15 protein-coding genes are annotated in these 18729 nt (G+C 72.3%); 10 read left to right on the top strand and 5 right to left on the bottom strand.

All coding sequences use genetic code 11. The annotated features are described in order from the left end of the window. The first annotated feature begins 90 nt into the window (after positions 1 to 90). Both ACZ4QV_RS10320 and ACZ4QV_RS10315 read left to right on the top strand, forming a co-directional pair. Entirely contained in the window at positions 91 to 2070 is a 1980-nt protein-coding gene (locus ACZ4QV_RS10320) for a DUF2264 domain-containing protein (RefSeq protein WP_467762767.1), read from the top strand. Positions 2071 to 2124: 54 nt separating this feature from the next. Then, positions 2125 to 3681: a right-handed parallel beta-helix repeat-containing protein gene (locus tag ACZ4QV_RS10315; protein WP_467762766.1), complete on the top strand. Its 1557-nt coding sequence runs from the start codon at positions 2125 to 2127 to the stop codon at positions 3679 to 3681. Between the two features lie 65 nt (positions 3682 to 3746). On the opposite strand, the gene ACZ4QV_RS10310 is transcribed toward ACZ4QV_RS10315, so the two are convergent. Next, positions 3747 to 4520, bottom strand: coding sequence for an SDR family NAD(P)-dependent oxidoreductase (locus tag ACZ4QV_RS10310; protein WP_361149286.1), 774 nt, complete (start codon positions 4518 to 4520; stop codon positions 3747 to 3749). A gap of 85 nt (positions 4521 to 4605) precedes the next feature. Continuing rightward, positions 4606 to 5271: an MOSC domain-containing protein gene (locus ACZ4QV_RS10305; RefSeq protein WP_361149288.1), complete on the bottom strand. Its 666-nt coding sequence runs from the start codon at positions 5269 to 5271 to the stop codon at positions 4606 to 4608. A 79-nt stretch (positions 5272 to 5350) separates the two neighbouring features. Here ACZ4QV_RS10305 and ACZ4QV_RS10300 point away from each other — a divergent pair, with 79 nt between their 5' ends. Then, positions 5351 to 6262 (top strand): LysR family transcriptional regulator, encoded by a 912-nt coding sequence (locus ACZ4QV_RS10300; RefSeq protein WP_361584408.1) that lies wholly within the window; start codon positions 5351 to 5353, stop codon positions 6260 to 6262. Between the two features lie 137 nt (positions 6263 to 6399). On the opposite strand, the gene ACZ4QV_RS10295 is transcribed toward ACZ4QV_RS10300, so the two are convergent. Next, positions 6400 to 6732: a WhiB family transcriptional regulator gene (locus tag ACZ4QV_RS10295; RefSeq protein ID WP_361149293.1), complete on the bottom strand. Its 333-nt coding sequence runs from the start codon at positions 6730 to 6732 to the stop codon at positions 6400 to 6402. A 379-nt stretch (positions 6733 to 7111) separates the two neighbouring features. On the opposite strand from ACZ4QV_RS10295, the gene ACZ4QV_RS10290 reads away from it, so the two are divergent. The 5 genes from ACZ4QV_RS10290 (at position 7112) to ACZ4QV_RS10270 (ending at position 11883) form a co-directional block, all read left to right on the top strand. After that, the gene (locus ACZ4QV_RS10290; RefSeq protein ID WP_003948568.1) at positions 7112 to 7723 is read left to right on the top strand and encodes a response regulator transcription factor; all 612 of its coding nucleotides are present in this window, start codon (positions 7112 to 7114) and stop codon (positions 7721 to 7723) included. Between the two features lie 281 nt (positions 7724 to 8004). Further along, the gene (locus ACZ4QV_RS10285) at positions 8005 to 8580 is read left to right on the top strand and encodes a sigma-70 family RNA polymerase sigma factor (protein ID WP_361149296.1); all 576 of its coding nucleotides are present in this window, start codon (positions 8005 to 8007) and stop codon (positions 8578 to 8580) included. Between the two features lie 289 nt (positions 8581 to 8869). After that, positions 8870 to 10372, top strand: a complete 1503-nt coding sequence (gene guaB, locus ACZ4QV_RS10280; protein WP_361149298.1) for an IMP dehydrogenase — start codon at positions 8870 to 8872, stop codon at positions 10370 to 10372. A 49-nt stretch (positions 10373 to 10421) separates the two neighbouring features. Continuing rightward, positions 10422 to 10682, top strand: a complete 261-nt coding sequence (locus tag ACZ4QV_RS10275) for a hypothetical protein (protein ID WP_467762765.1) — start codon at positions 10422 to 10424, stop codon at positions 10680 to 10682. A 73-nt stretch (positions 10683 to 10755) separates the two neighbouring features. Continuing rightward, the gene (locus ACZ4QV_RS10270) at positions 10756 to 11883 is read left to right on the top strand and encodes a GuaB3 family IMP dehydrogenase-related protein (RefSeq protein ID WP_361149303.1); all 1128 of its coding nucleotides are present in this window, start codon (positions 10756 to 10758) and stop codon (positions 11881 to 11883) included. Positions 11884 to 11959: 76 nt separating this feature from the next. On the opposite strand, the gene ACZ4QV_RS10265 is transcribed toward ACZ4QV_RS10270, so the two are convergent. Together ACZ4QV_RS10265 and ACZ4QV_RS10260 are read right to left on the bottom strand one after the other, a co-directional pair. Beyond that, complete coding sequence (locus ACZ4QV_RS10265) at positions 11960 to 12544, bottom strand: hypothetical protein (RefSeq protein WP_361149306.1); 585 nt, start codon at positions 12542 to 12544, stop codon at positions 11960 to 11962. A 76-nt stretch (positions 12545 to 12620) separates the two neighbouring features. Beyond that, entirely contained in the window at positions 12621 to 13913 is a 1293-nt protein-coding gene (locus tag ACZ4QV_RS10260; protein ID WP_361584415.1) for a nucleotide sugar dehydrogenase, read from the bottom strand. A gap of 210 nt (positions 13914 to 14123) precedes the next feature. Between ACZ4QV_RS10260 and ACZ4QV_RS10255 the strand changes: the two genes are divergently transcribed. Together ACZ4QV_RS10255 and ACZ4QV_RS10250 are read left to right on the top strand one after the other, a co-directional pair. Then, on the top strand, positions 14124 to 15830 hold the full coding sequence (locus tag ACZ4QV_RS10255) for a glycerol-3-phosphate dehydrogenase/oxidase (protein ID WP_361149312.1): 1707 nt from the start codon (positions 14124 to 14126) through the stop codon (positions 15828 to 15830). A gap of 613 nt (positions 15831 to 16443) precedes the next feature. Beyond that, positions 16444 to 18615 (top strand): serine/threonine-protein kinase, encoded by a 2172-nt coding sequence (locus tag ACZ4QV_RS10250; RefSeq protein WP_467762815.1) that lies wholly within the window; start codon positions 16444 to 16446, stop codon positions 18613 to 18615. The last annotated feature ends 114 nt before the right edge of the window (positions 18616 to 18729 follow it).

Below are 18729 nucleotides of genomic sequence, written 5' to 3'. Positions count from 1 at the left end.
CCAGCAAACGGTCGTTCGATCAGGTGGTCTTGACGTTCGATCGCGGCGAGTTGAGGATTCCTGGGGTCGTCGACCGTAAGGGAAGCGCTCATGACCGTGCCCCAGCCCGCCCAGCCCCCGCAGTCCGCCCGGCCCGCCGGCCGGAAGACCGGCGCCCTGCCGCCGGAGGACCGCGAGCGCAGTCCGTACACCGGCTGGACCCGTGCGCACTGGGAAGCCACGGCCGACGGCCTCCTGCAGGCGGTCGTCCCGTACGCGTCGCCCCGCAACGGCCTCATCAACCTCCCCGGCGCCCGTCCGAGTTGGGCCGGACCGCGCTCGGACGGCCTCGAAGGCTACGCCCGTACCTTCCTCGCGGCCGCCTTCCGGGTGGCCGGGAGCGGTGGCCGGGACCCGCACGGCTACCTGGCGCGCTACGGCGAAGGGCTCGCCGCGGGCACCGAGCACCCGGTGACCGAACCGGGACTGGACGGCAAGGACCCCGACGCCTGGCCGGTCATCCCGGACACCCGGCAGGCCATCGTCGAGTCCGCCTCCGTCGCCCTCGGCCTGCGGCTGACCCGCCCCTGGCTGTGGGACACCCTGGACGACAAGGTCCGCACCCGGGCCGTCGACTGGCTGCTGCCCGCCCTCGACCCGCCGCCCATCGACAACAACTGGTGGCTGTTCGGCCTGACCGTCGGCGGTTTCCTCCTCGACGCGGGCGTCGAGACGGAACGCGCGCAGGCGTCCGTCGACCGCGCGCTGGAGCGGATCGACGGCTGGTACCGGGGCGAGGGGTGGTACAGCGACGGCGACAACCAGGCGTTCGACCACTACAACGGCTGGGCGCTGCATTTCTATCCCGTCCTGCACGCCCATCTCTCCGGCGACCGCGCGCTGCTCGACACGTACGGCGAGCGGCTGCGCGCCCACCTGGACGGCTACCGCCGCATGTTCGACGCCAACGGCGCCCCGATGCCGTTCGGCCGCTCGCTCACCTACCGCTTCGCCACCCTCGCCGCGCCCTGGCTCGGCGCGCTCACCGGCCACACCCCGCTCAGCCCCGGCGCCACCCGCCGCCTCGCCTCCGGCACCCTGCGGCACTTCGTCGACCACGGCGCCGTGACGGACGAAGGGCTCCTGCCGCTCGGCTGGTACGGCCCGTACGCCCCCATGCTCCAGGGCTACTCCGGGCCCGCCTCCCCGTACTGGGCGTCCAAGGGGCTGCTCGGCCTGCTGCTGCCGGACGGCCACCCCGCCTGGACCGAGCGCGAGGAGCCGCTGCCGGCGGAGACCGAGGACGCCGTCACCACGCTGCGCGCACCCGGCCTGCTCGTGCAGGCCACGGCAGCCGACGGGCTGGTCAGGCTGCACAACCACGGCAGCTCCTCGGTCTTCGGCCCGGCCGACCCGAACTACGCGCGGTTCGCCTACTCGACGCGTACGGGGCCGTCGGCCGCCGAGGAGGCCGTGGCGATCGTGGACACGGCGGCGAACCCCGGTTCCGACACCACCCCCGTCGCGACCCCGGACAACCACTTCGCGCTGCTGGTGGACGGCGCGTCCACCGGCCGCGGCCCGGTCGAACCGCTGGGCAGCGGACCGGGCTGGGCCGCCTCGGCGCACACACCGCGCCGCGCGGACGGCTCCGAACTCGCCGGAGTACGGGTCCGGTCCGCGACGCTGGCGCACGGCCGCGCCGAGGTACGCGTCCACCTCGTCACCGGGGCCGCGCCCGGCACGCCCGTACGCCAGACCGGCTGGGCCGTCCCGGACGACGGGCCGACCGCCCAGCTCCACGCCGTACACGGTTTCACCCAGGACGGCGGGCAGCCGCGGACCGTACCGACCGGCAGCACGCCTTTCGGGGAGCACACCCGCACCGCCTGCCTCGACGGCACGGTGCCGGACGTCCCCGAAGCCGCCCTCTTCGTCTCGATCGCCTCGCTCACCGCCGAGGCCGACCCGGCGCCGGCCCGCACGCTGGCCGAGGTCCGGCTCAGCGGCTCCCACGCCATCCACGTGACCTGGAAGGACGGCACCACCAGCACCCTGACCCTGACCGCGGACACCGCCACCGCCCCGTAACGGAGGCCCACGGACCATGCGACCCGGACCAGGAACCGCACCAGGAACAGGGCCATGAGACCCGGACCGCGCGCCGCCGCGCGCGCTTGGCCCACCGTGCTCGCTCTGTCCGCCGCGCTCACGCTTGTCGCAGCCCCCGGCGCGTGCGCCGCCGACCGCCCCTCCGCTTCGGCAGGCCACGCCTTCCACGTCGACTGCGCCGCGCCCGCCGGGGGCGACGGCTCGCGCGCCCGCCCCTGGTCCACCCTGGCCCAGGCCAACGCTCAGCCGTACGGGCCTGGCGACCGCCTGCTGTTCCGCCGCGGCATCACCTGCACCGGCACCCTCGCCCCCAGGGGCGAGGGCTCCGCCACCGCGCCCTTCACCATCGCCGACTACGGGAGCGCCGCCGCCCGTGCCCGACTGGACGGGGCCGGCGCCCACGACACCGTGCTGCTGGGCAACACGCAGTACGTACGGCTCAGCGCGCTGGAAATCGTCAACGCGGCACGCTTCGGCAGCGAACGCAACGGCGTACGGCTGCGCCTGACCGACTACGGCACCGCCCGCGGTATCGCGGTCACCGGGCTGTACGTGCACGACGTACGCGGCGGCGACGCCAAGACCCTGACCGGGTCCAGCGGCATCCATGTCGCGGTCGAGGGCACGGCGCGGCCCAGCCGCTACGACGGGCTGGAGATCGCCGGGAACCGCATCGAGGACGTCGACCGGGAGGGCGTGTACTTCAAGTCCACCTGGTCCAGGCGCCCCCTCGTCGGCAACCAGCAGGATCCGCACACCTACCCCGGCGCCTGGACCCCGAGCACCCGGGTCCGCGTCCACCACAACACCCTCAGGTCACTGGCGGGCGACGGCATCAAGCTGGACACCACGGCGGGCGCCGTCGTCGAGCACAACCGGGTGGACGGTTTCCAGCTCCGCTCGCCCTCGGCCAACGCGGGGGTCTGGACGTTCAACACCGACGACACCCTCGTCCAGTTCAACGAGGTCTCCGGCGGCGGCAACACACACGACGGCATGTCCTTCGACGCCGACGGCGCCTCCCGGAACACGGTGTTCCAGTACAACAACAGCCACGACAACAAGGGCGGCTTCCTGCTGCTGTGCCCGTACAGCGGCGCCAAGACCGTCGGCACCACCGTCCGCTACAACGTCAGCCGCAACGACGGCGCGCGCCTGATCCAGAACTGCGCGGGTCCCGTCCTCGACACCCGCATCTACAACAACAGCTTCCTCAACACGGACCGCATCCCCGCCTACCTGGTCCAGGACGACACCTCGTCCCCCACCACCACCGACCACCAACTGACCGTCCGCAACAACATCTTCGTCAGCCGCGGACAGGGCGGTTACGCCCTCAAGAACCCCACACCCGGCCTGCGCTTCGACCACAACGTCTTCCACGGCCTGCCGCCGGCGCACCTGCCCGCCAACCCCGGCGGCACCACGGCCGACCCCGGACTGCGCGACGACTTCCGCCTGACCGCCGGGTCACCTGCCCACGCCGCCGGACGGCACGTGGCGGGCAACGGCGGCCGCGACTACTTCGGCACACCGCTGCCCGCCGGAGCCCCCACCATCGGCGCTTACGAGGGCCCCGGCGTCCACTGACGACTCCAGGACGGTACGGGCCGCGCCCTAAGGCCCGTACCACCCACGGCCCGTACCGCGCCGCGTCACTGCGGCCCGTACTTGCGTCCCGTCTTCGACGTGATCCCGCCGAGGAGGTTGCGCGGCGCCAACTTCGCCACGCCCATCAGCGCCTTGTAGCGCGGGTCCGGGATCGACAGCGACTTGCCGCGCGCCAGGTCCTTCATCGCAGCGTCCACCAGTTTGTCGGGGTCCAGCCACATCCAGTCGGGGATGTTGTCCGTACCCATTCCGGCCCGTTCGTGGAACTCGGTCCGCACGAAGCCCGGACACAGCGCCATCAGCCGTACGTTGCTGCCCGCCAGGTCACGGGCGGCGCCCTGGGTGAACTGCACGACCCACGCCTTGCTCGCCCCGTACGTGCCGCGCGGCACGAACGCGGCCACCGAGGCCACGTTGACGACCCCGCCACGACGCCGCTCGCGCATCCCCTTCAGCGCCTCCGACGTCAGCCGCAGCACCGCCTCGCAGTGCACCTTGAGCATCATCAGCTCGTCGGCCATCGGCACGTCCAGGAACTCGCCCTTGTTGCCGAAGCCCGCGTTGTTGACCAGCAGGTCCACCGGGTGGGTGCGGTCGCCGAGCCGCTTCTCGACCGCGGCGATGCCGTCCTCCGTCGCCAGGTCGGCGACCAGCACGGACACCTCGACGCCGTGCCGGTCGTGCAGCTCGGTGGCCTGCTCGCGCAGCCGCTTCTCGTTGCGCGCCACGAGCACCAGGTTGTGGCCGTCGCCCGCCAGCCGGCGGGCGAAAGCGGCGCCGATGCCCGCCGTCGCTCCCGTAATCAATGCAGTCGTCATACGGGCACGCTATCCGCATCCGCGCACGCCGACCGCCCCGGCCGGTGCCCGTCGGCCGGGGCCCGGGCGCCCCGTTCAGGCGGGTTCAAGCCTCTTGTGCACGGATGTACTTGAGCGCCCATTCGCGCAGCTCGGGGTGGAGTGCCGCACCCGTCTCCAGGAGCCGCGGCAGCACCTCGCGCTCGGTGGTCATGCCGCGGAAGGCGAGGGCGATGGTCACGTCGTGGTCCGGGCGGTGCTCGACGGTGATCGTGTCCCCGGCCCGGATCTCGCCCGGCTCCAGGACCCGCAGATACGCGCCGGGCACCCCGGCCCGCGTGAAGCGCTTGATCCAGCCCGGCTCGCCCAGCCGCCCCTGGAAGGTCATGCAGGGGATGCGCGCGGAAGTCACCTCCAGCAGCAGCCGAGGGCCGACGCGCCAGCGTTCGCCGATCAGCGCGTACGTCACGTCCAGGCCGCTGGTGGTGAGGTTCTCCCCGAACATCCCGGCGGGCAGCGTGCGGCCCAGTTCCTTCTCCCAGACGTCCAGATCCTCGCGGGCGTAGGCGTACACCGCCTGGTCGTCGCCGCCGTGATGCTGGAGATTGACCACCGCGTCCCCGGCCAGACCACTGCCGGCGACGCCCTTGGGGCCGGGCGCGGAGACCGCCACCGGCCCGTCGACGGGCTGCTTTCCGATGCCCGTACTGCCCGTCGCACCGGGGTACTCCATGGGCCCCGGCCGCCCCACGTTCACAGACAGAAGCTTCATGGCGGCACGCTACTGGCATCCGGCCAAAGCAGCGAGTCATTATTTCCCGCTCACCCCAAGGTCCGCTTATGCTCGGAGCATGATCGAGGCCCGCCATCTCCGTGTGCTGCGCGCTGTCGCCCGGACCGGTTCCTTCTCCGCCGCCGCCCGCGCGCTCGGCTGCACCCAGCCCGCCGTCAGCCAGCAGATGAAGGCCCTCGAACAGTCCGCAGGCACCCCGCTGCTGATCCGTACGGGCCGCGAGATGCGGCTGACGCAGGCGGGCGAGGCGCTGGTGCGCCACGCCACCGGCATCCTGGCCGGGCTGACCGCCGCCGAGGAGGAGGTCGCCGCCATCGCCGGGCTGCGGGCCGGGCGGGTGCGGCTGGTCTCCTTCCCCTCCGGCAGCTCGACGCTGGTGCCCACCGCCCTGGCCGCCATGCGCGCCGACCACCCCGGCACCCGCGTCTCCCTGGTCGAGGCCGAGCCGCCGCGCTCGGTCGAGATGCTGCGCAACGGCGACTGCGAGATCACGCTGGCCTTCCGGTACCCGGAGGTGCGCGGCGCCGACCCCGCCGCCGAGGCGGAGTGGGACGACCTGGTCGTCCGGCCGATCCTGGTCGACCGGCTGGTGGGTCTGGTCCCGGAGACGCACCGGCTGGCCGACGCCGGGACGGCGGGCTACGCCGACCTGGCCGGCGAGCCGTGGATCGCGGGCTGCCCGCGCTGCCGGCGGCACCTGGTCGAGGTCTGCGAGGGGGCGGGCTTCACCCCGCGCATCGACTTCGCGACGGACGACTACCCGGCGGTGATCGGCCTGGTGGGCGCGGGTCTGGGCGTCGCCGTACTGCCGGAGCTGGCGCTGGAGTCGGTACGGCACAAGGGGGCCCGTACGGTCGCGATGGAGCCGTGCGTGCAGCGCGAGGTCGTGGCGCTCACCCTGCCGGACCTCGCACAGGTCCCGGCGGTCGAGGCGATGCTCGGGCGGCTGGCGGGCGCGGTCGGGCGCTGAGACGTCCGGCCCTGGCCATGACTCCGGCCCTGGACCCGGCGCGGGCTCGAAGGCGGCGATCGGCGCCCGGCGGGGACCCGGCCTGACTGCGCCGATCGGGTGAAGTTTCCGAGGAAACGTTTCTTCAGTCCGGGCTCTCAGCCACCCCCGGCGCCGAGGTGTCCCACCACCGCCGTCGCCGGCACCAGCCGGTGCCGCGCCCGGCCCATCAGCTCTTCGCGCTCGTCCTCCGTCAGCCCGCCCCACACCCCGTACGGCTCGCGGACGGCGAGGGCGTGCGCCGCGCACTGGGCGCGCACCGGGCAGCGCATGCACACCTCTTTCGCCGATGTCTCACGCGCGCTGCGGGCGGCGCCGCGTTCGCCCTCGGGATGGAAGAAGAGGGAACTGTCCACGCCACGGCACGCGGCGAGCAGCTGCCAGTCCCAGAGATCTGCGTTCGGGCCCGGAAGGCGCGAGAAATCTGCCATTGCTAGTCCCCTCGAAGCGATACCGGTTCGGGCTCGGTGCTCACGACCGTACATCTACTGTCTAAGTAGATGTAAATATGACTCATTGCGAATCTAGCCACAGACACCGTGAAAACGGAAGAAAAGCCACCGAATAGGGCATAGCGTGATGAAGCGGGGCGATACTCGGCCGTGCATCTTCTGCGTGTCCGAGCCCTCACGTAGAGTGCCGAAGGCGGCTGTCGAACCCGTAACTCTTTCGAGTGACCGTCGTTGAGAGGGCGGAAGCGGTTGGCGGAGGTAGGTCTCGGGCAGGTGTCCGAGGCGGTCGATCGCTCAGGTGACGATACGTACCAGCCTGGAGGCTCAAGGTGACGCGCATCAGCTGCGGAGGGCGGTCATGACATCCGTCCTCGTCTGTGACGACTCCCCGCTTGCCCGAGAGGCGCTCCGCCGCGCGGTCGCGACCGTGCCCGGTGTAGAGCGTGTGACGACGGCGGCCAACGGCGAGGAAGTCCTCCGCCGCTGGGGCGCCGATCGCTCGGACCTGATTCTGATGGACGTGCGGATGCCCGGACTGGGCGGGGTCGAGACGGTTCGCCGGCTGCTCTCCGCCGACCCCGGGGCCCGCATCATCATGCTCACGGTCGCCGAGGATCTGGACGGGGTCGCTCTGGCGGTCGCCGCCGGCGCCCGCGGCTATCTGCACAAGGACGCCTCACGCGCCGAGCTGCGCGCGACGGTCACCCAGGCGCTCGCCGACCCCACCTGGCGGCTCGCCCCGCGCCGGCTGCGGTCCGCCGAGATGGGGGCCGCGCCGACGCTCACCGCGCGTGAGATCCAAGTGCTGGAGGGCATGAGCCACGGCCGCTCCAACGCGGAGATCGGACGTGAGCTGTTCCTCTCCGAGGACACGGTCAAGACCCACGCCAGGCGGCTGTTCAAGAAGCTCGGCGCCTCCGACCGGGCCCACGCGGTCGCGCTCGGATTCCGCTGGGGTCTGGTCCGCTAGGACGGCCGTGACGTGCAGCGATGCGGGGGAATGAGGGGCCCCGCCCACCGCATGGCGGGCGGGGTGGCAGCAGGTCCCGCAGGTGCCGGGCCGGGAGTGCCGTCCCGGTTCGGCGCGCGGTGCCGCATCCTTGAGGTATGGAGTTCCTCGGGGACGGGCCGATCCGGTGCGAGGGGAGGGCGCGGGAGATGACAGCCGGCGCACCTGCCGCGCATAACGCTTCGGTGCACAAGTACGGACCTGATGCCGCGGATCGCGCCGCGCCAAGGCACCATGGACCGATGCGCGATGACGGGATTCAGGAGATCGGCGATCTCGTCGCACGCGCCGTGGAAGGGGATCGCCGGGCCACCCACGACCTGCTGGCCCATGTGCACCCCCTCGCCCTGCGCTACTGCCGCACCCGGCTGTCCCGGCTGCCGGGTGACGCGCGGCACTTCGTGGAGGACCTGGCGCAGGAGGTCTGCGTCGCGGTGCTCTGCGCGCTGCCGCGCTACCGGGACACCGGCAAGCCCTTCGAGGCGTTCGTCTTCGCCATCGCCGCCCACAAGGTCGCCGACCTCCAGCGGGCCGCGATGCGCGGTCCCGGCAGCACGGCCGTGCCGTCCAACGAGATGCCCGAGCAGCCGGACGACTCGCTGGGCCCCGAGGAGCGGGCGCTGCTCAGCAGCGACGCCGAGTGGGCCAAGAAGCTGCTGGCCAACCTGCCGGATAACCAGCGTGAGCTGGTGCTGCTGCGGGTCGCGGTCGGACTGACGGCCGAGGAGACCGGGCAGATGCTGGGGATGTCGCCGGGTGCGGTGCGGGTGGCGCAGCACCGGGCGCTGAGCCGGCTGCGGGCCCTGGCCGAGCAGTAGCCGGACCGGCGGGGGCGCGCGCCCCGGCGATGGTCCGGTGTCCGGCGGGGGGCTGTCCGGTGCCCGGCTCGGAGCGGCGTTCCGGTCCCCGGCGGAGGTCGGGGCAGCCGGACGCCGCGGGGGAACGTACAGTCGAAGAAACGCGCAGCCGTAGGAATGTACGTCCGTACCGCGGTCATTTCATAGGAACGCACAAGTGATGCGCTCCTCACCGGTTGTGGAATGAGACGCCTGTGGTGGCCGTTAGCATGGGTGTCCGCGCTGAGGCAAGACCATTTGGGAAGGTGTCATGACTGACAACGTCGACGGAATGCCCGCCAAATTCGCGATGCTCGGTCTGACATATGACGACGTGCTGCTGCTGCCCGGCGCCTCCGAGGTGCTGCCGAACGCGGTCGACACGGCGTCCCGGGTCTCGCGCAACGTGAAGGTCAACATCCCGCTGCTGTCCGCCGCGATGGACAAGGTCACCGAGGCGCGGATGGCGATCGCCATGGCGCGGCAGGGCGGCGCGGGCGTACTGCACCGCAACCTCTCCATCGAGGACCAGGCCAACCAGGTCGACCTGGTCAAGCGCTCCGAGTCCGGCATGGTCACCGACCCGATCACGGTCCGCCCGGACGCCACCCTCGTCGAGGCGGACGCGCTCTGTGCGAAGTTCCGCATCAGCGGGGTGCCGGTGACCGACCCGGCGGGCAAGCTGCTGGGCATCGTCACCAACCGCGACATGGCCTTCGAGCTGGACCGCAGCCGTCAGGTGCGCGAGGTCATGACCCCGATGCCGCTGGTCACCGGCAAGGTCGGCATCTCCGGCGAGGACGCCGTCGAGCTGCTGCGCCGCCACAAGATCGAGAAGCTGCCGCTGGTCGACGACGCGGGCGTCCTCAAGGGCCTGATCACGGTCAAGGACTTCGTGAAGGCCGAGAAGTACCCGAACGCGGCCAAGGACGCCGAGGGCCGCCTGGTCGTCGGTGCCGCGGTGGGCGTCGGCGACGAGGCGTTCGACCGTGCCCAGGCGCTGGTCGAGGCCGGCGCGGACTTCCTGGTCGTCGACAGCGCGCACGGCCACAGCCGCGGCATCCTCGACATGATCGCCAAGGTGAAGTCCAACGTCCGCGTCGACGTGGTCGGCGGCAACGTCGCCACCCGTGACGGCGCCCAGGCGCTGATCGACGCCGGCGCGGACGGCATCAAGGTCGGTGTCGGCCCGGGTTCGATCTGCACCACCCGCGTGGTCGCCGGTGTCGGCGTGCCGCAGGTCACCGCGATCTACGAGGCCGCGCAGGCCGCCAACGCGGCGGGCGTGCCGCTGATCGGCGACGGCGGCCTGCAGTTCTCCGGCGACATCGCCAAGGCCATCGCGGCCGGTGCCGACACGGTCATGCTGGGCTCGCTGCTGGCCGGCTGCGAGGAGTCGCCGGGCGAGATGGTCTTCATCAACGGTAAGCAGTTCAAGTCGTACCGCGGCATGGGCTCGCTCGGCGCGATGCAGTCCCGCGGCCAGGCGCGTTCCTTCTCCAAGGACCGCTACTTCCAGGACAACGTCCTCTCCGAGGACAAGCTGGTCCCCGAGGGCATCGAGGGCCAGGTCCCCTACCGCGGCCCGCTCGGCTCGGTGGCCCACCAGCTCGTCGGCGGCCTGCGCGCCTCCATGGGCTACGTCGGCTCCGCGAGCATCGAGGAGCTGAAGGACAAGGGCCGCTTCGTCCGCATCACGGCGGCGGGCCTGAAGGAGAGCCACCCGCACGACGTGCAGATGGTGACCGAGGCGCCGAACTACGCGCGGCGCTGAAGCCGGTAGGCTTGAGGCGCCTGTTTGAGGGGGCCAGATGTTGTACTCGGTGAGTTACAGCGAACGCGCGGCCCAGATCCGCGACAGTTTGCCCGAGGGCTGCAGGGCTTTGCTGGAGCGGGGCCTCAGGAAGCTGGCGGACGATCCGCGGCCGAAGATTTCCATACCGATCTCAAGCGACGAGAACACCAGGTCGCTGGCGCTCACGCAGAACATCGCGGTCGAGTACGTCATCAGCGACGGCCTGCTGATCGTTGTCGTGGTCCACGTCGTGGACACTTCCCAGGTGCTCCTCGACAACGAAGACTGATCAAGCCCTGATACGTCCCCAGCGTCCCCGGTCGGGGATACTGGGGACGTAATCGTATGGAAGGGCCACACACGTGACTGAGATCGAGATCGGGCGCGGCAAGCGCGGCCGCCGGGCGTACGCCTTCGACGACATCGCCGTCGTACCGAGTCGGCGCACCCGCGACCCGAAGGAGGTCTCGATCGCCTGGCAGATCGATGCCTACCGTTTCGAGCTGCCGTTCCTGGCGGCCCCGATGGACTCGGTCGTCTCGCCGCAGACCGCGATCCGCATCGGTGAGCTGGGCGGCCTGGGCGTACTGAACCTGGAAGGGCTCTGGACGCGCTACGAGGACCCGGAACCGCTGCTCGCGGAGATCGCGGAGCTGGACGGCGAGGCCGCCACCAAGCGCCTCCAGGAGATCTACGCCGCGCCGATCAAGGAAGAGCTGATCGGGCAGCGCATCAAGGAGGTGCGCGACTCCGGTGTGGTCACCGCCGCCGCGCTCTCGCCGCAGCGCACGGCCGAGTTCTCCAAGGCCGTGGTGGACGCGGGCGTGGACATCTTCGTGATCCGCGGCACCACCGTCTCCGCGGAGCACGTCTCCTCGGCCGCCGAGCCGCTGAACCTGAAGCAGTTCATCTACGAGCTGGACGTCCCGGTGATCGTCGGCGGCTGCGCCACGTACACCGCGGCCCTGCACCTGATGCGCACCGGCGCGGCGGGCGTGCTCGTCGGCTTCGGCGGCGGCGCCGCGCACACCACCCGCAACGTGCTCGGCATCCAGGTGCCGATGGCGACCGCGGTGGCCGACGTGGCCGCTGCCCGCCGTGACTACATGGACGAGTCCGGCGGCCGGTACGTGCACGTCATCGCCGACGGCGGCGTGGGCTGGTCGGGTGACCTGCCCAAGGCCATCGCCTGCGGCGCCGACGCGGTCATGATGGGCTCGCCGCTGGCGCGCGCCACCGACGCGCCCGGCCGCGGCCACCACTGGGGCATGGAGGCCGTGCACCCGGACGTGCCGCGCGGCAAGCGGATGGACCTGGGTGCCGTCGGCACCACCGAGGAGATCCTGTGCGGTCCCTCGAACACGCCGGACGGTTCGATGAACTTCTTCGGCGCGCTGCGCCGGGCGATGGCGACCACCGGCTACTCCGAGCTGAAGGAGTTCCAGCGGGTCGAGGTGACGGTCGCGCCGTCGCAGCACGACAAGCCCTGAGGCACGACGCGCAGACGCCGAAGGGCCCGGACCGCACACCTCGTGCGGTCCGGGCCCTTCGGCGTGCGTGCGGGTGTCAGGCCCCGAGCTTCTTGGCGACCTGGAAGCCGCCGGCGGCCGCCAGCAGGTAGAAGACCACGTCGATCGCGCCGAGGTACTCCTTCCACACCGCGTGGACCAGGTCGAAGTGGTCGAAGACGATCTCGGTGAACGTGACGTGCGCGGCGTCGGCCGTTAGCAGGGCCATGCCGAAGACCTGGCCGAGGTAGAGCCCGAGCAGGCCGAGCACCGCGCTGACGACCGGCAGCGCGGCGTTGCGGCCGCCCAGCTTGCCCACCACGGCGCCGATCAGCGCGCCGACGGCGAGTGCCGCGTAGCCGATCGAGGCGCCGTCCACGGCCTTGAGGACCCCGCCGTAGACACCGGCCGCGACCAGCATGGTGACGACACCGAGCACGACGGCCAGGCCGGCGTTGCCCTGGCGGGCGGGCGGCGGAGCCGTCGGAGCCGGGAAGCCGCCCGGTGCGGGAGCGCCGTACGGAGCCTGCGGCGGCTGGTGGGGCTGCTGCGGCTGCTGCGGCGCAGGCGGCATGGACTGGCTCATGAAGATTCCCCCGAGGTGGAAGACCGTCGCGGTGCTGGGCACGGGACCGGTCGGCATGGACGCGCACACGTTCGATGCGCCGGAACAAATTAACAGACCGGTCTGACATGTCCGCTACGGAATACCGCCGTGCTCAGAGCCGGTGCGCGGCCCCCGTCGGCGTCGCCCCCCGGGTGTCCAGGAGGAGCTGCGCCTTCACCGCGAGGCCCTGGAGGTCGTACGTGCGGTGATGCTGGAGCAGCAGCGTGAGGTCGGCCCCGGCGGCCGCGTCGTAGAGGGCGTCGGCGCGCGGGACGGGCCGGTCCCGGACCTGCCACTGGTGGACGTACGGGTCGTGGTACGTGATGTGCGCGCCCAACTCCATGAGCCGGGAGGCGACTTCGCGGGCCGGGGAACCTTCCTCGTCGCCGGTGTCCGGCTTGTACGTGACGCCCAGCAGCAGGACGCGGGCGCCGCGCGCGGACTTGCCGTGCTCGTTGAGCAGGGTCGCGCAGCGCTGTACGACGTAGCGCGGCATCCGGCTGTTGACCTCCTGCGCCAGCTCGACCAGGCGCAGCGGGTAGCCGAGTGAACGGCCTTTGTAGGAGTAGTAGTTGGGGTCGATGGGGGCGGTGTGGCCGCCGACCCCGGGGCCGGGGCGGAACGCCTGGAACCCGAACGGCTTGGTCTCGGCGCAGCGGATGACGTCCCACAGGTCGACGCCGATGTCGTGGCAGAGCACCGCCATCTCGTTCATGAGCGCGATGTTCAGGTGCCGGTAGTTGGTCTCCAGCAGTTTGGCCGTCTCCGCCTCGCGCGGGCCGCGCGCGCGGACGACCTTGTCGGTGAGCCGGGCGTAGAACGCCGCCGCGGCCTCCGTGCAGGCCGGGGTCAGGCCGCCGATGACCTTCGGGACGGTGCCGTAGCGGTGCGCGCGGTTGCCGGGGTCGTGGCGGGCGGGGGAGCAGGCGAGGTGGAAGTCGCGTCCCGCGGTCAGACCGGAGCCTTCTTCCAGGAGGGGGCGCAGGAATTCCTCGGTGGTGCCCGGGTAGACGGTGGACTCCAGGACGACCGTGGTGTGCGGGCGCAACTGCGCCGCCAGTACGCGGGCGGCGTCGGCGACCGCGGTCAGGTCGAGGGCGCCGTCCGCGCCGAGTGGAGTGGGGGCGCAGATGACAGCCGTACGGACCCGGCCGAGCGCGGTGGGGTCGTCGGTGACGCGGAAGCCGGCCGCGAGCAGCCGGCGGGTCTCGGACGCGGTGAGCGGGCTGTGCGCGGTGGCGGCCGGGCGGCTGTCCGGGGGCGCGGCAGCGGGGGTGTCCGGCGCGGCCGTCGCCGGCGGCGGTCCGGGGTCGTAGCCGATGGTGCGGACGCCGGCGAGGGTGGCGGCCTGGGCGAGGGGGAGACCGATATGGCCTAGTCCGATGACGGCGAGGTCTGCGGGCATGGCTGGCTGCCGTCCTTCCCGAGCGGTTCCGGATGAGGCGGTGAAGCATAAGAGCATAAATAGACTAAGCGGACATTTGGCCCAGAATGGGGATTGGCGGATCGGGGGCGGCGGGGTGTTGCCCGGCTCGCCGGAGGGTGGATACGGGCCGGTGGCGCGGCCAAAATCGACGGACGGGGAGTGTGGCCCCGACCACAGCGGGAGGCAGCGGTGAGGACAGCGACACTCGGACCGGCCCAGCGTGCCGAAGCACTCGCACGGATGGCGGAACGGGAGCTGGACATTTTGGTGGTCGGCGGCGGAGTCGTCGGCGCCGGCACGGCACTGGACGCGGCGACCCGCGGCCTGGACACCGGACTGGTCGAGGCCCGCGACTGGGCCTCGGGCACGTCGAGCCGGTCGAGCAAGCTCATCCACGGTGGGCTGCGGTACCTGGAGATGCTGGACTTCGCGCTCGTACGGGAAGCCCTGAAGGAGCGCGGGCTGCTGCTGGAACGGCTCGCGCCGCACCTGGTCAAGCCGGTGCCGTTCCTCTACCCGCTGACCCACAAGGGCTGGGAACGCTGGTACGCGGGCTCCGGCGTCGCCCTGTACGACGGGATGTCGGTCTCCTCCGGGCACGGCCGCGGCCTGCCCGTCCACCGGCACCTCTCGCACAAGCGCGCCCTGCGGGTCGCGCCGTGCCTGAAGAAGGACGCCCTGGTCGGCGCGTTGCAGTACTACGACGCCCAGATGGACGACGCCCGCTTCGTGATGAACCTCGTCCGCACCGCGACCGCCTACGGGGCGGACGCGGCCAACCGGGCCAGGGTGGTCGGCTTCCTGCGCGAGGGCGAACGCGTCGTGGGCGCCCGGGTGCAGGACGTGGAGGCGGGCGGTGAGTACGAGGTACGGGCGCGCCAGGTGGTGAACGCGACCGGCGTGTGGACCGACGACACCCAGGCCCTGATCGGCGAGCGCGGCCAGTTCCACGTACGGGCGTCCAAGGGCATCCACCTGGTCGTGCCCAAGGACCGCATCCACTCGACGACCGGGCTGATCCTGCGCACGGAGAAGAGCGTGCTCTTCGTCATCCCGTGGGGCCGGCACTGGATCGTCGGCACGACCGACACGGACTGGGACCTGGACAAGGCGCACCCGGCGGCGTCCAGCGCCGACATCGACTATCTGCTGGAGCACGTGAACTCGGTGCTCGCCACACCGCTGACCCGCGACGACGTCGAGGGCGTCTACGCGGGACTGCGTCCCCTGCTGGCCGGTGAGTCGGACGCGACCAGCAAGCTGTCGCGCGAGCACACGGTCGCGCACCCGGTGCCGGGCGTCGTCGTGGTCGCGGGCGGCAAGTACACCACGTACCGGGTGATGGCCAAGGACGCGGTGGACGAGGCGGTGCACGGACTCGACCAGCGGGTGGCCGAGTGCGTCACCGAGGACACGCCGCTCGTCGGCGCCGAGGGCTACCGGGCGCGGTGGAACGCGCGGGCCCGCACGGCGGCGCGCACCGGCCTGCACGTGGTGCGCGTCGAGCACCTGCTGAACCGTTACGGCTCCTTGGCCGACGAGGTCTTCGAGCTCGTCCTCACCGACCCGGGGCTCGGCGAGCCGCTCGCCGCCGCCGACGACTACCTGCGCGCCGAGGTCGTCTACGCCTGCACCCACGAGGGCGCCCGGCACCTCGACGACGTCCTCACCCGGCGTACGCGCATCTCCATCGAGACCTTCGACCGGGGCACCCGCAGCGCCCGCGAGTGCGCGGAGCTGATGGCGCCGGTCCTGGGCTGGGACGCGGACCAGGTCGACCGCGAGGTGCAGCACTACGAGAAGCGGGTGGAGGCGGAGCGCGAGTCGCAGCGGCAGCCGGACGACCTGACCGCCGACGCGGCCCGGCTGGGGGCGCCGGACATCGTGCCGCTGTAGGGGGTACGAACCTCAGCCGGCCGGTTCTGCCGGGCGGGCCCGACGCGACCGGGTCCGCCCGGCAGAACTCTTTCCCCGGCACCGGGGGCGACCCGGTCACGGTGCCGGCGCCCGGTCACGGTGAGGGTGAGCAGGCGAAGGAAGGTGCGGCGGGTGGGGTGCGTGCGGCGCGGGGAGAACCGGAGGGGGTGGTGTCGGCGTGGAGGGTAGGGAGGCCGGAGCCGGACAGGGTGACGGAAGGGACGCGGGAGACGCTGGAAGAGATGAGGCCGGTGGTGTCGGAGACCCGGGAGGGGCGGGCGGTGCGTCGTGAATCCGTTCTTGTCCCTGTCGTCACCTGTCGTTTCCTGCTGCCGTCCGCCGTCCCGGCGCCCGCCGGCACCGCGCCGGTGATGCCCTCGTCAGCGGGGACGCCGCCCTCCCGGGCCGTCATGGCGGGTGCGCAACGGGCGCCGAGTCGTGGACCCTGGCCTTCCCCACGGGCGCGGATGAGAGAGAATGAAGGCTCCGCCAGGGTGGGTTGTCCGAGTTGGGCCAGTTTGGTGATCGACAAGTGTTCGAGATGCCAACTCGGCTGGATTGCAGAGGGGATTCAGTGGGCGACGAGGTCGAGATGGACGGCAAGGAGGGCAGGCTGCTCGCCGGCCGGTACCGGCTCGCCGAAGTCCTCGGCCGGGGCGGAATGGGTACGGTCTGGCGCGCACGGGACGAGGTGCTCGGCCGTACGGTCGCGGTCAAGGAACTGCGCTTCCCTGGCGGAGTCGAGGAGGACGAGAAGCGCCGCCTGATCACCCGTACGCTGCGGGAGGCCAAGGCGATCGCCCGGATCCGCAACAACGGCGCGGTCACGGTCTACGACGTGGTCGACGAGGACGACCGCCCGTGGATCGTCATGGAGCTGGTCGAGGGCCGCTCGCTCGCCGAGGTGGTGCGCGACGACGGCCCGCTGACGCCGCGCCGGGCGGCGGAGGTCGGCCTCGCCGTCCTCGACGTGCTGAACGCCGCCCACCGCGAGGGCATCCTGCACCGCGACGTGAAGCCCTCCAACGTCCTGATGTCCGACGACGGCCGGGTCGTGCTCACCGACTTCGGCATCGCCCAGGTCGAGGGCGACCCCTCGGTGACCTCCACCGGCATGCTCGTCGGCGCGCCCTCGTACATATCGCCCGAACGGGCCCGCGGCCAGAAGCCGGGCCCGCCGGCGGACCTGTGGTCGCTGGGCGGCCTGCTGTACGCCTGTGTCGAAGGCGTGCCTCCGTACGACAAGGGGTCGGCGATCGCCACCCTGACCGCCGTGATGACCGAGCCGCTGGAGCGGCCGAAGAGCGCCGGTGTGCTGGAAGAGGTCATCTACGGGCTGCTGGTGAAGGACCCGGCGGCGCGGCTCGACGACCGGGCGGCGCGGGCGCTGCTCCTGGACGCGGCCAGCGCGCCGGAGGACACCGGGCCGGAACCGCCCGCTCCGGACGCGACCCGGGCGATGGCCCTGCCGGTCGTCCCCGAGGAGCCCGCGGCGCAGTCCGAGGTCCGCGGCCGGGACAAGGACCGGGACCGGGAGACGGCGCGGTCGAAGCCGTCGATGCCCCGCCCGCAGTGGAAGCCCAAGACGCGTGGCAAGGACGCCGAGAGACGCGCACCGGAAGCCGGGCACGGTTCCTCGCGGCCGGACGCGCCGGCTGCGCGCGCGGCGTCGGCCGCCGGTCCGCGCACGGCGCCGGGTCCCCGTACCGGATCGGGCGCCCGTACCGGATCGGGCACGGGCACGGGCGCAGGCACCACGGGTACGGGCACGGGCTCCGGGGCCAAGGCGGCGACCGCCTCGACGACGCGGAGCACCACCGGTCAGTCGTCGGCGCAGACCGGCTCGACGAACGGGCCGAAGAACTGGCCGACGGCGGTCGGCTCGGCCGGCCGGACGGGCTTCGAGTCGGAGGGCGCGAAGGAGAAGGTACGGACCGCGCTCCAGGCGGTGCGCAAGGCGGCGGCCGCCGCGGCCGCCGCCGCCAGGCCGGAGCCGAAGCCGGACGACGGCACGCGCCCGTCCGGCCCGCCCCGGGCGTCCGTCACCGACGTCGTACCCCGCCGTACGCTCGTCATCGCCGCCGTGGTCGTGGTGCTCGCCGTGCTCGGCACGGTGCTGGCCTTCGCGCTCAGCGGGAGCGACGAGAAGGACGGCGGCCGGGCGGCGGGCGCCGGCAAGGCGGCCACCGACGCGGCCGGTTCCGCCCCGGCGAGCGCCGGGGACACCCCCGGCGAGCCGACGACGGACGGCAAGCCGGGCGGCGGTCAGGGCGGCAAGCCGGGCGGTGACGGCAAGGACAAGGCGCTGCCGCAGGGCTACGGGACGGTGGCCCACCCCGGCTTCCACTTCGCCGTGGCGCTGCCGTCCGGCTGGAAGCAGACGGACACGGCCGGTCAGAACTCCGGCGCGATCTACAGCGCGTCGGGCGGGTTCCCGCGCGTCCAGATCGACTACAACGCCAAGCCCGGCAGCGACGCCGCGGCCGCCTGGCGCAGCCTGGAGCCCGCCGTCCGCGGCAGCGTCCAGGACTACCGGCGCATCGACATCAAGCCGATCGAGTGGCGGGGCTACCCGACGGTCGCCGACTGGTCGTTCACGCGCAAGCAGAGCGGCCAGGACGTCCGCGTGCTCAACCGCGGTTTCCGCGCGGACGACCAGCACGGCTACGCCATCATGGTCACCTGCAAGGCGGACACCTGGGACGCGGCGGAGTGCCGGCGGCTGCGGGACACCGCGTTCGCGACCTTCCAGGTGAAGGACTGACCTGCCGCGGCCCGCGTACCGAGAGGTGCGCAGGCCGACGAGGTGTGCGCGGTGACGGTCGCAGGGCGCGAGCGAAGTCCTGGGGGAACTGTTGGCCGGAGCGCTCCTCAACCC

This window comes from Streptomyces sp. NPDC026394, from assembly GCF_055567735.1.
This window is presented reverse-complemented; position numbering and strand designations above follow the sequence as displayed.

Coding starts and splice junctions, on each gene's coding strand:
- ACZ4QV_RS10320 (WP_467762767.1), top strand. CDS start 91: ATGACCGTGCCCCAGCCCGCCCAGCCCCCGCAGTCCGCCCGGCCCGCC.
- ACZ4QV_RS10315 (WP_467762766.1), top strand. CDS start 2,125: ATGAGACCCGGACCGCGCGCCGCCGCGCGCGCTTGGCCCACCGTGCTC.
- ACZ4QV_RS10310 (WP_361149286.1), bottom strand. CDS start 4,520: ATGACGACTGCATTGATTACGGGAGCGACGGCGGGCATCGGCGCCGCT.
- ACZ4QV_RS10305 (WP_361149288.1), bottom strand. CDS start 5,271: ATGAAGCTTCTGTCTGTGAACGTGGGGCGGCCGGGGCCCATGGAGTAC.
- ACZ4QV_RS10300 (WP_361584408.1), top strand. CDS start 5,351: ATGATCGAGGCCCGCCATCTCCGTGTGCTGCGCGCTGTCGCCCGGACC.
- ACZ4QV_RS10295 (WP_361149293.1), bottom strand. CDS start 6,732: ATGGCAGATTTCTCGCGCCTTCCGGGCCCGAACGCAGATCTCTGGGAC.
- ACZ4QV_RS10290 (WP_003948568.1), top strand. CDS start 7,112: ATGACATCCGTCCTCGTCTGTGACGACTCCCCGCTTGCCCGAGAGGCG.
- ACZ4QV_RS10285 (WP_361149296.1), top strand. CDS start 8,005: ATGCGCGATGACGGGATTCAGGAGATCGGCGATCTCGTCGCACGCGCC.
- guaB (WP_361149298.1), top strand. CDS start 8,870: ATGACTGACAACGTCGACGGAATGCCCGCCAAATTCGCGATGCTCGGT.
- ACZ4QV_RS10265 (WP_361149306.1), bottom strand. CDS start 12,544: ATGCCGACCGGTCCCGTGCCCAGCACCGCGACGGTCTTCCACCTCGGG.
- ACZ4QV_RS10260 (WP_361584415.1), bottom strand. CDS start 13,913: ATGCCCGCAGACCTCGCCGTCATCGGACTAGGCCATATCGGTCTCCCC.
- ACZ4QV_RS10250 (WP_467762815.1), top strand. CDS start 16,444: ATGGACGGCAAGGAGGGCAGGCTGCTCGCCGGCCGGTACCGGCTCGCC.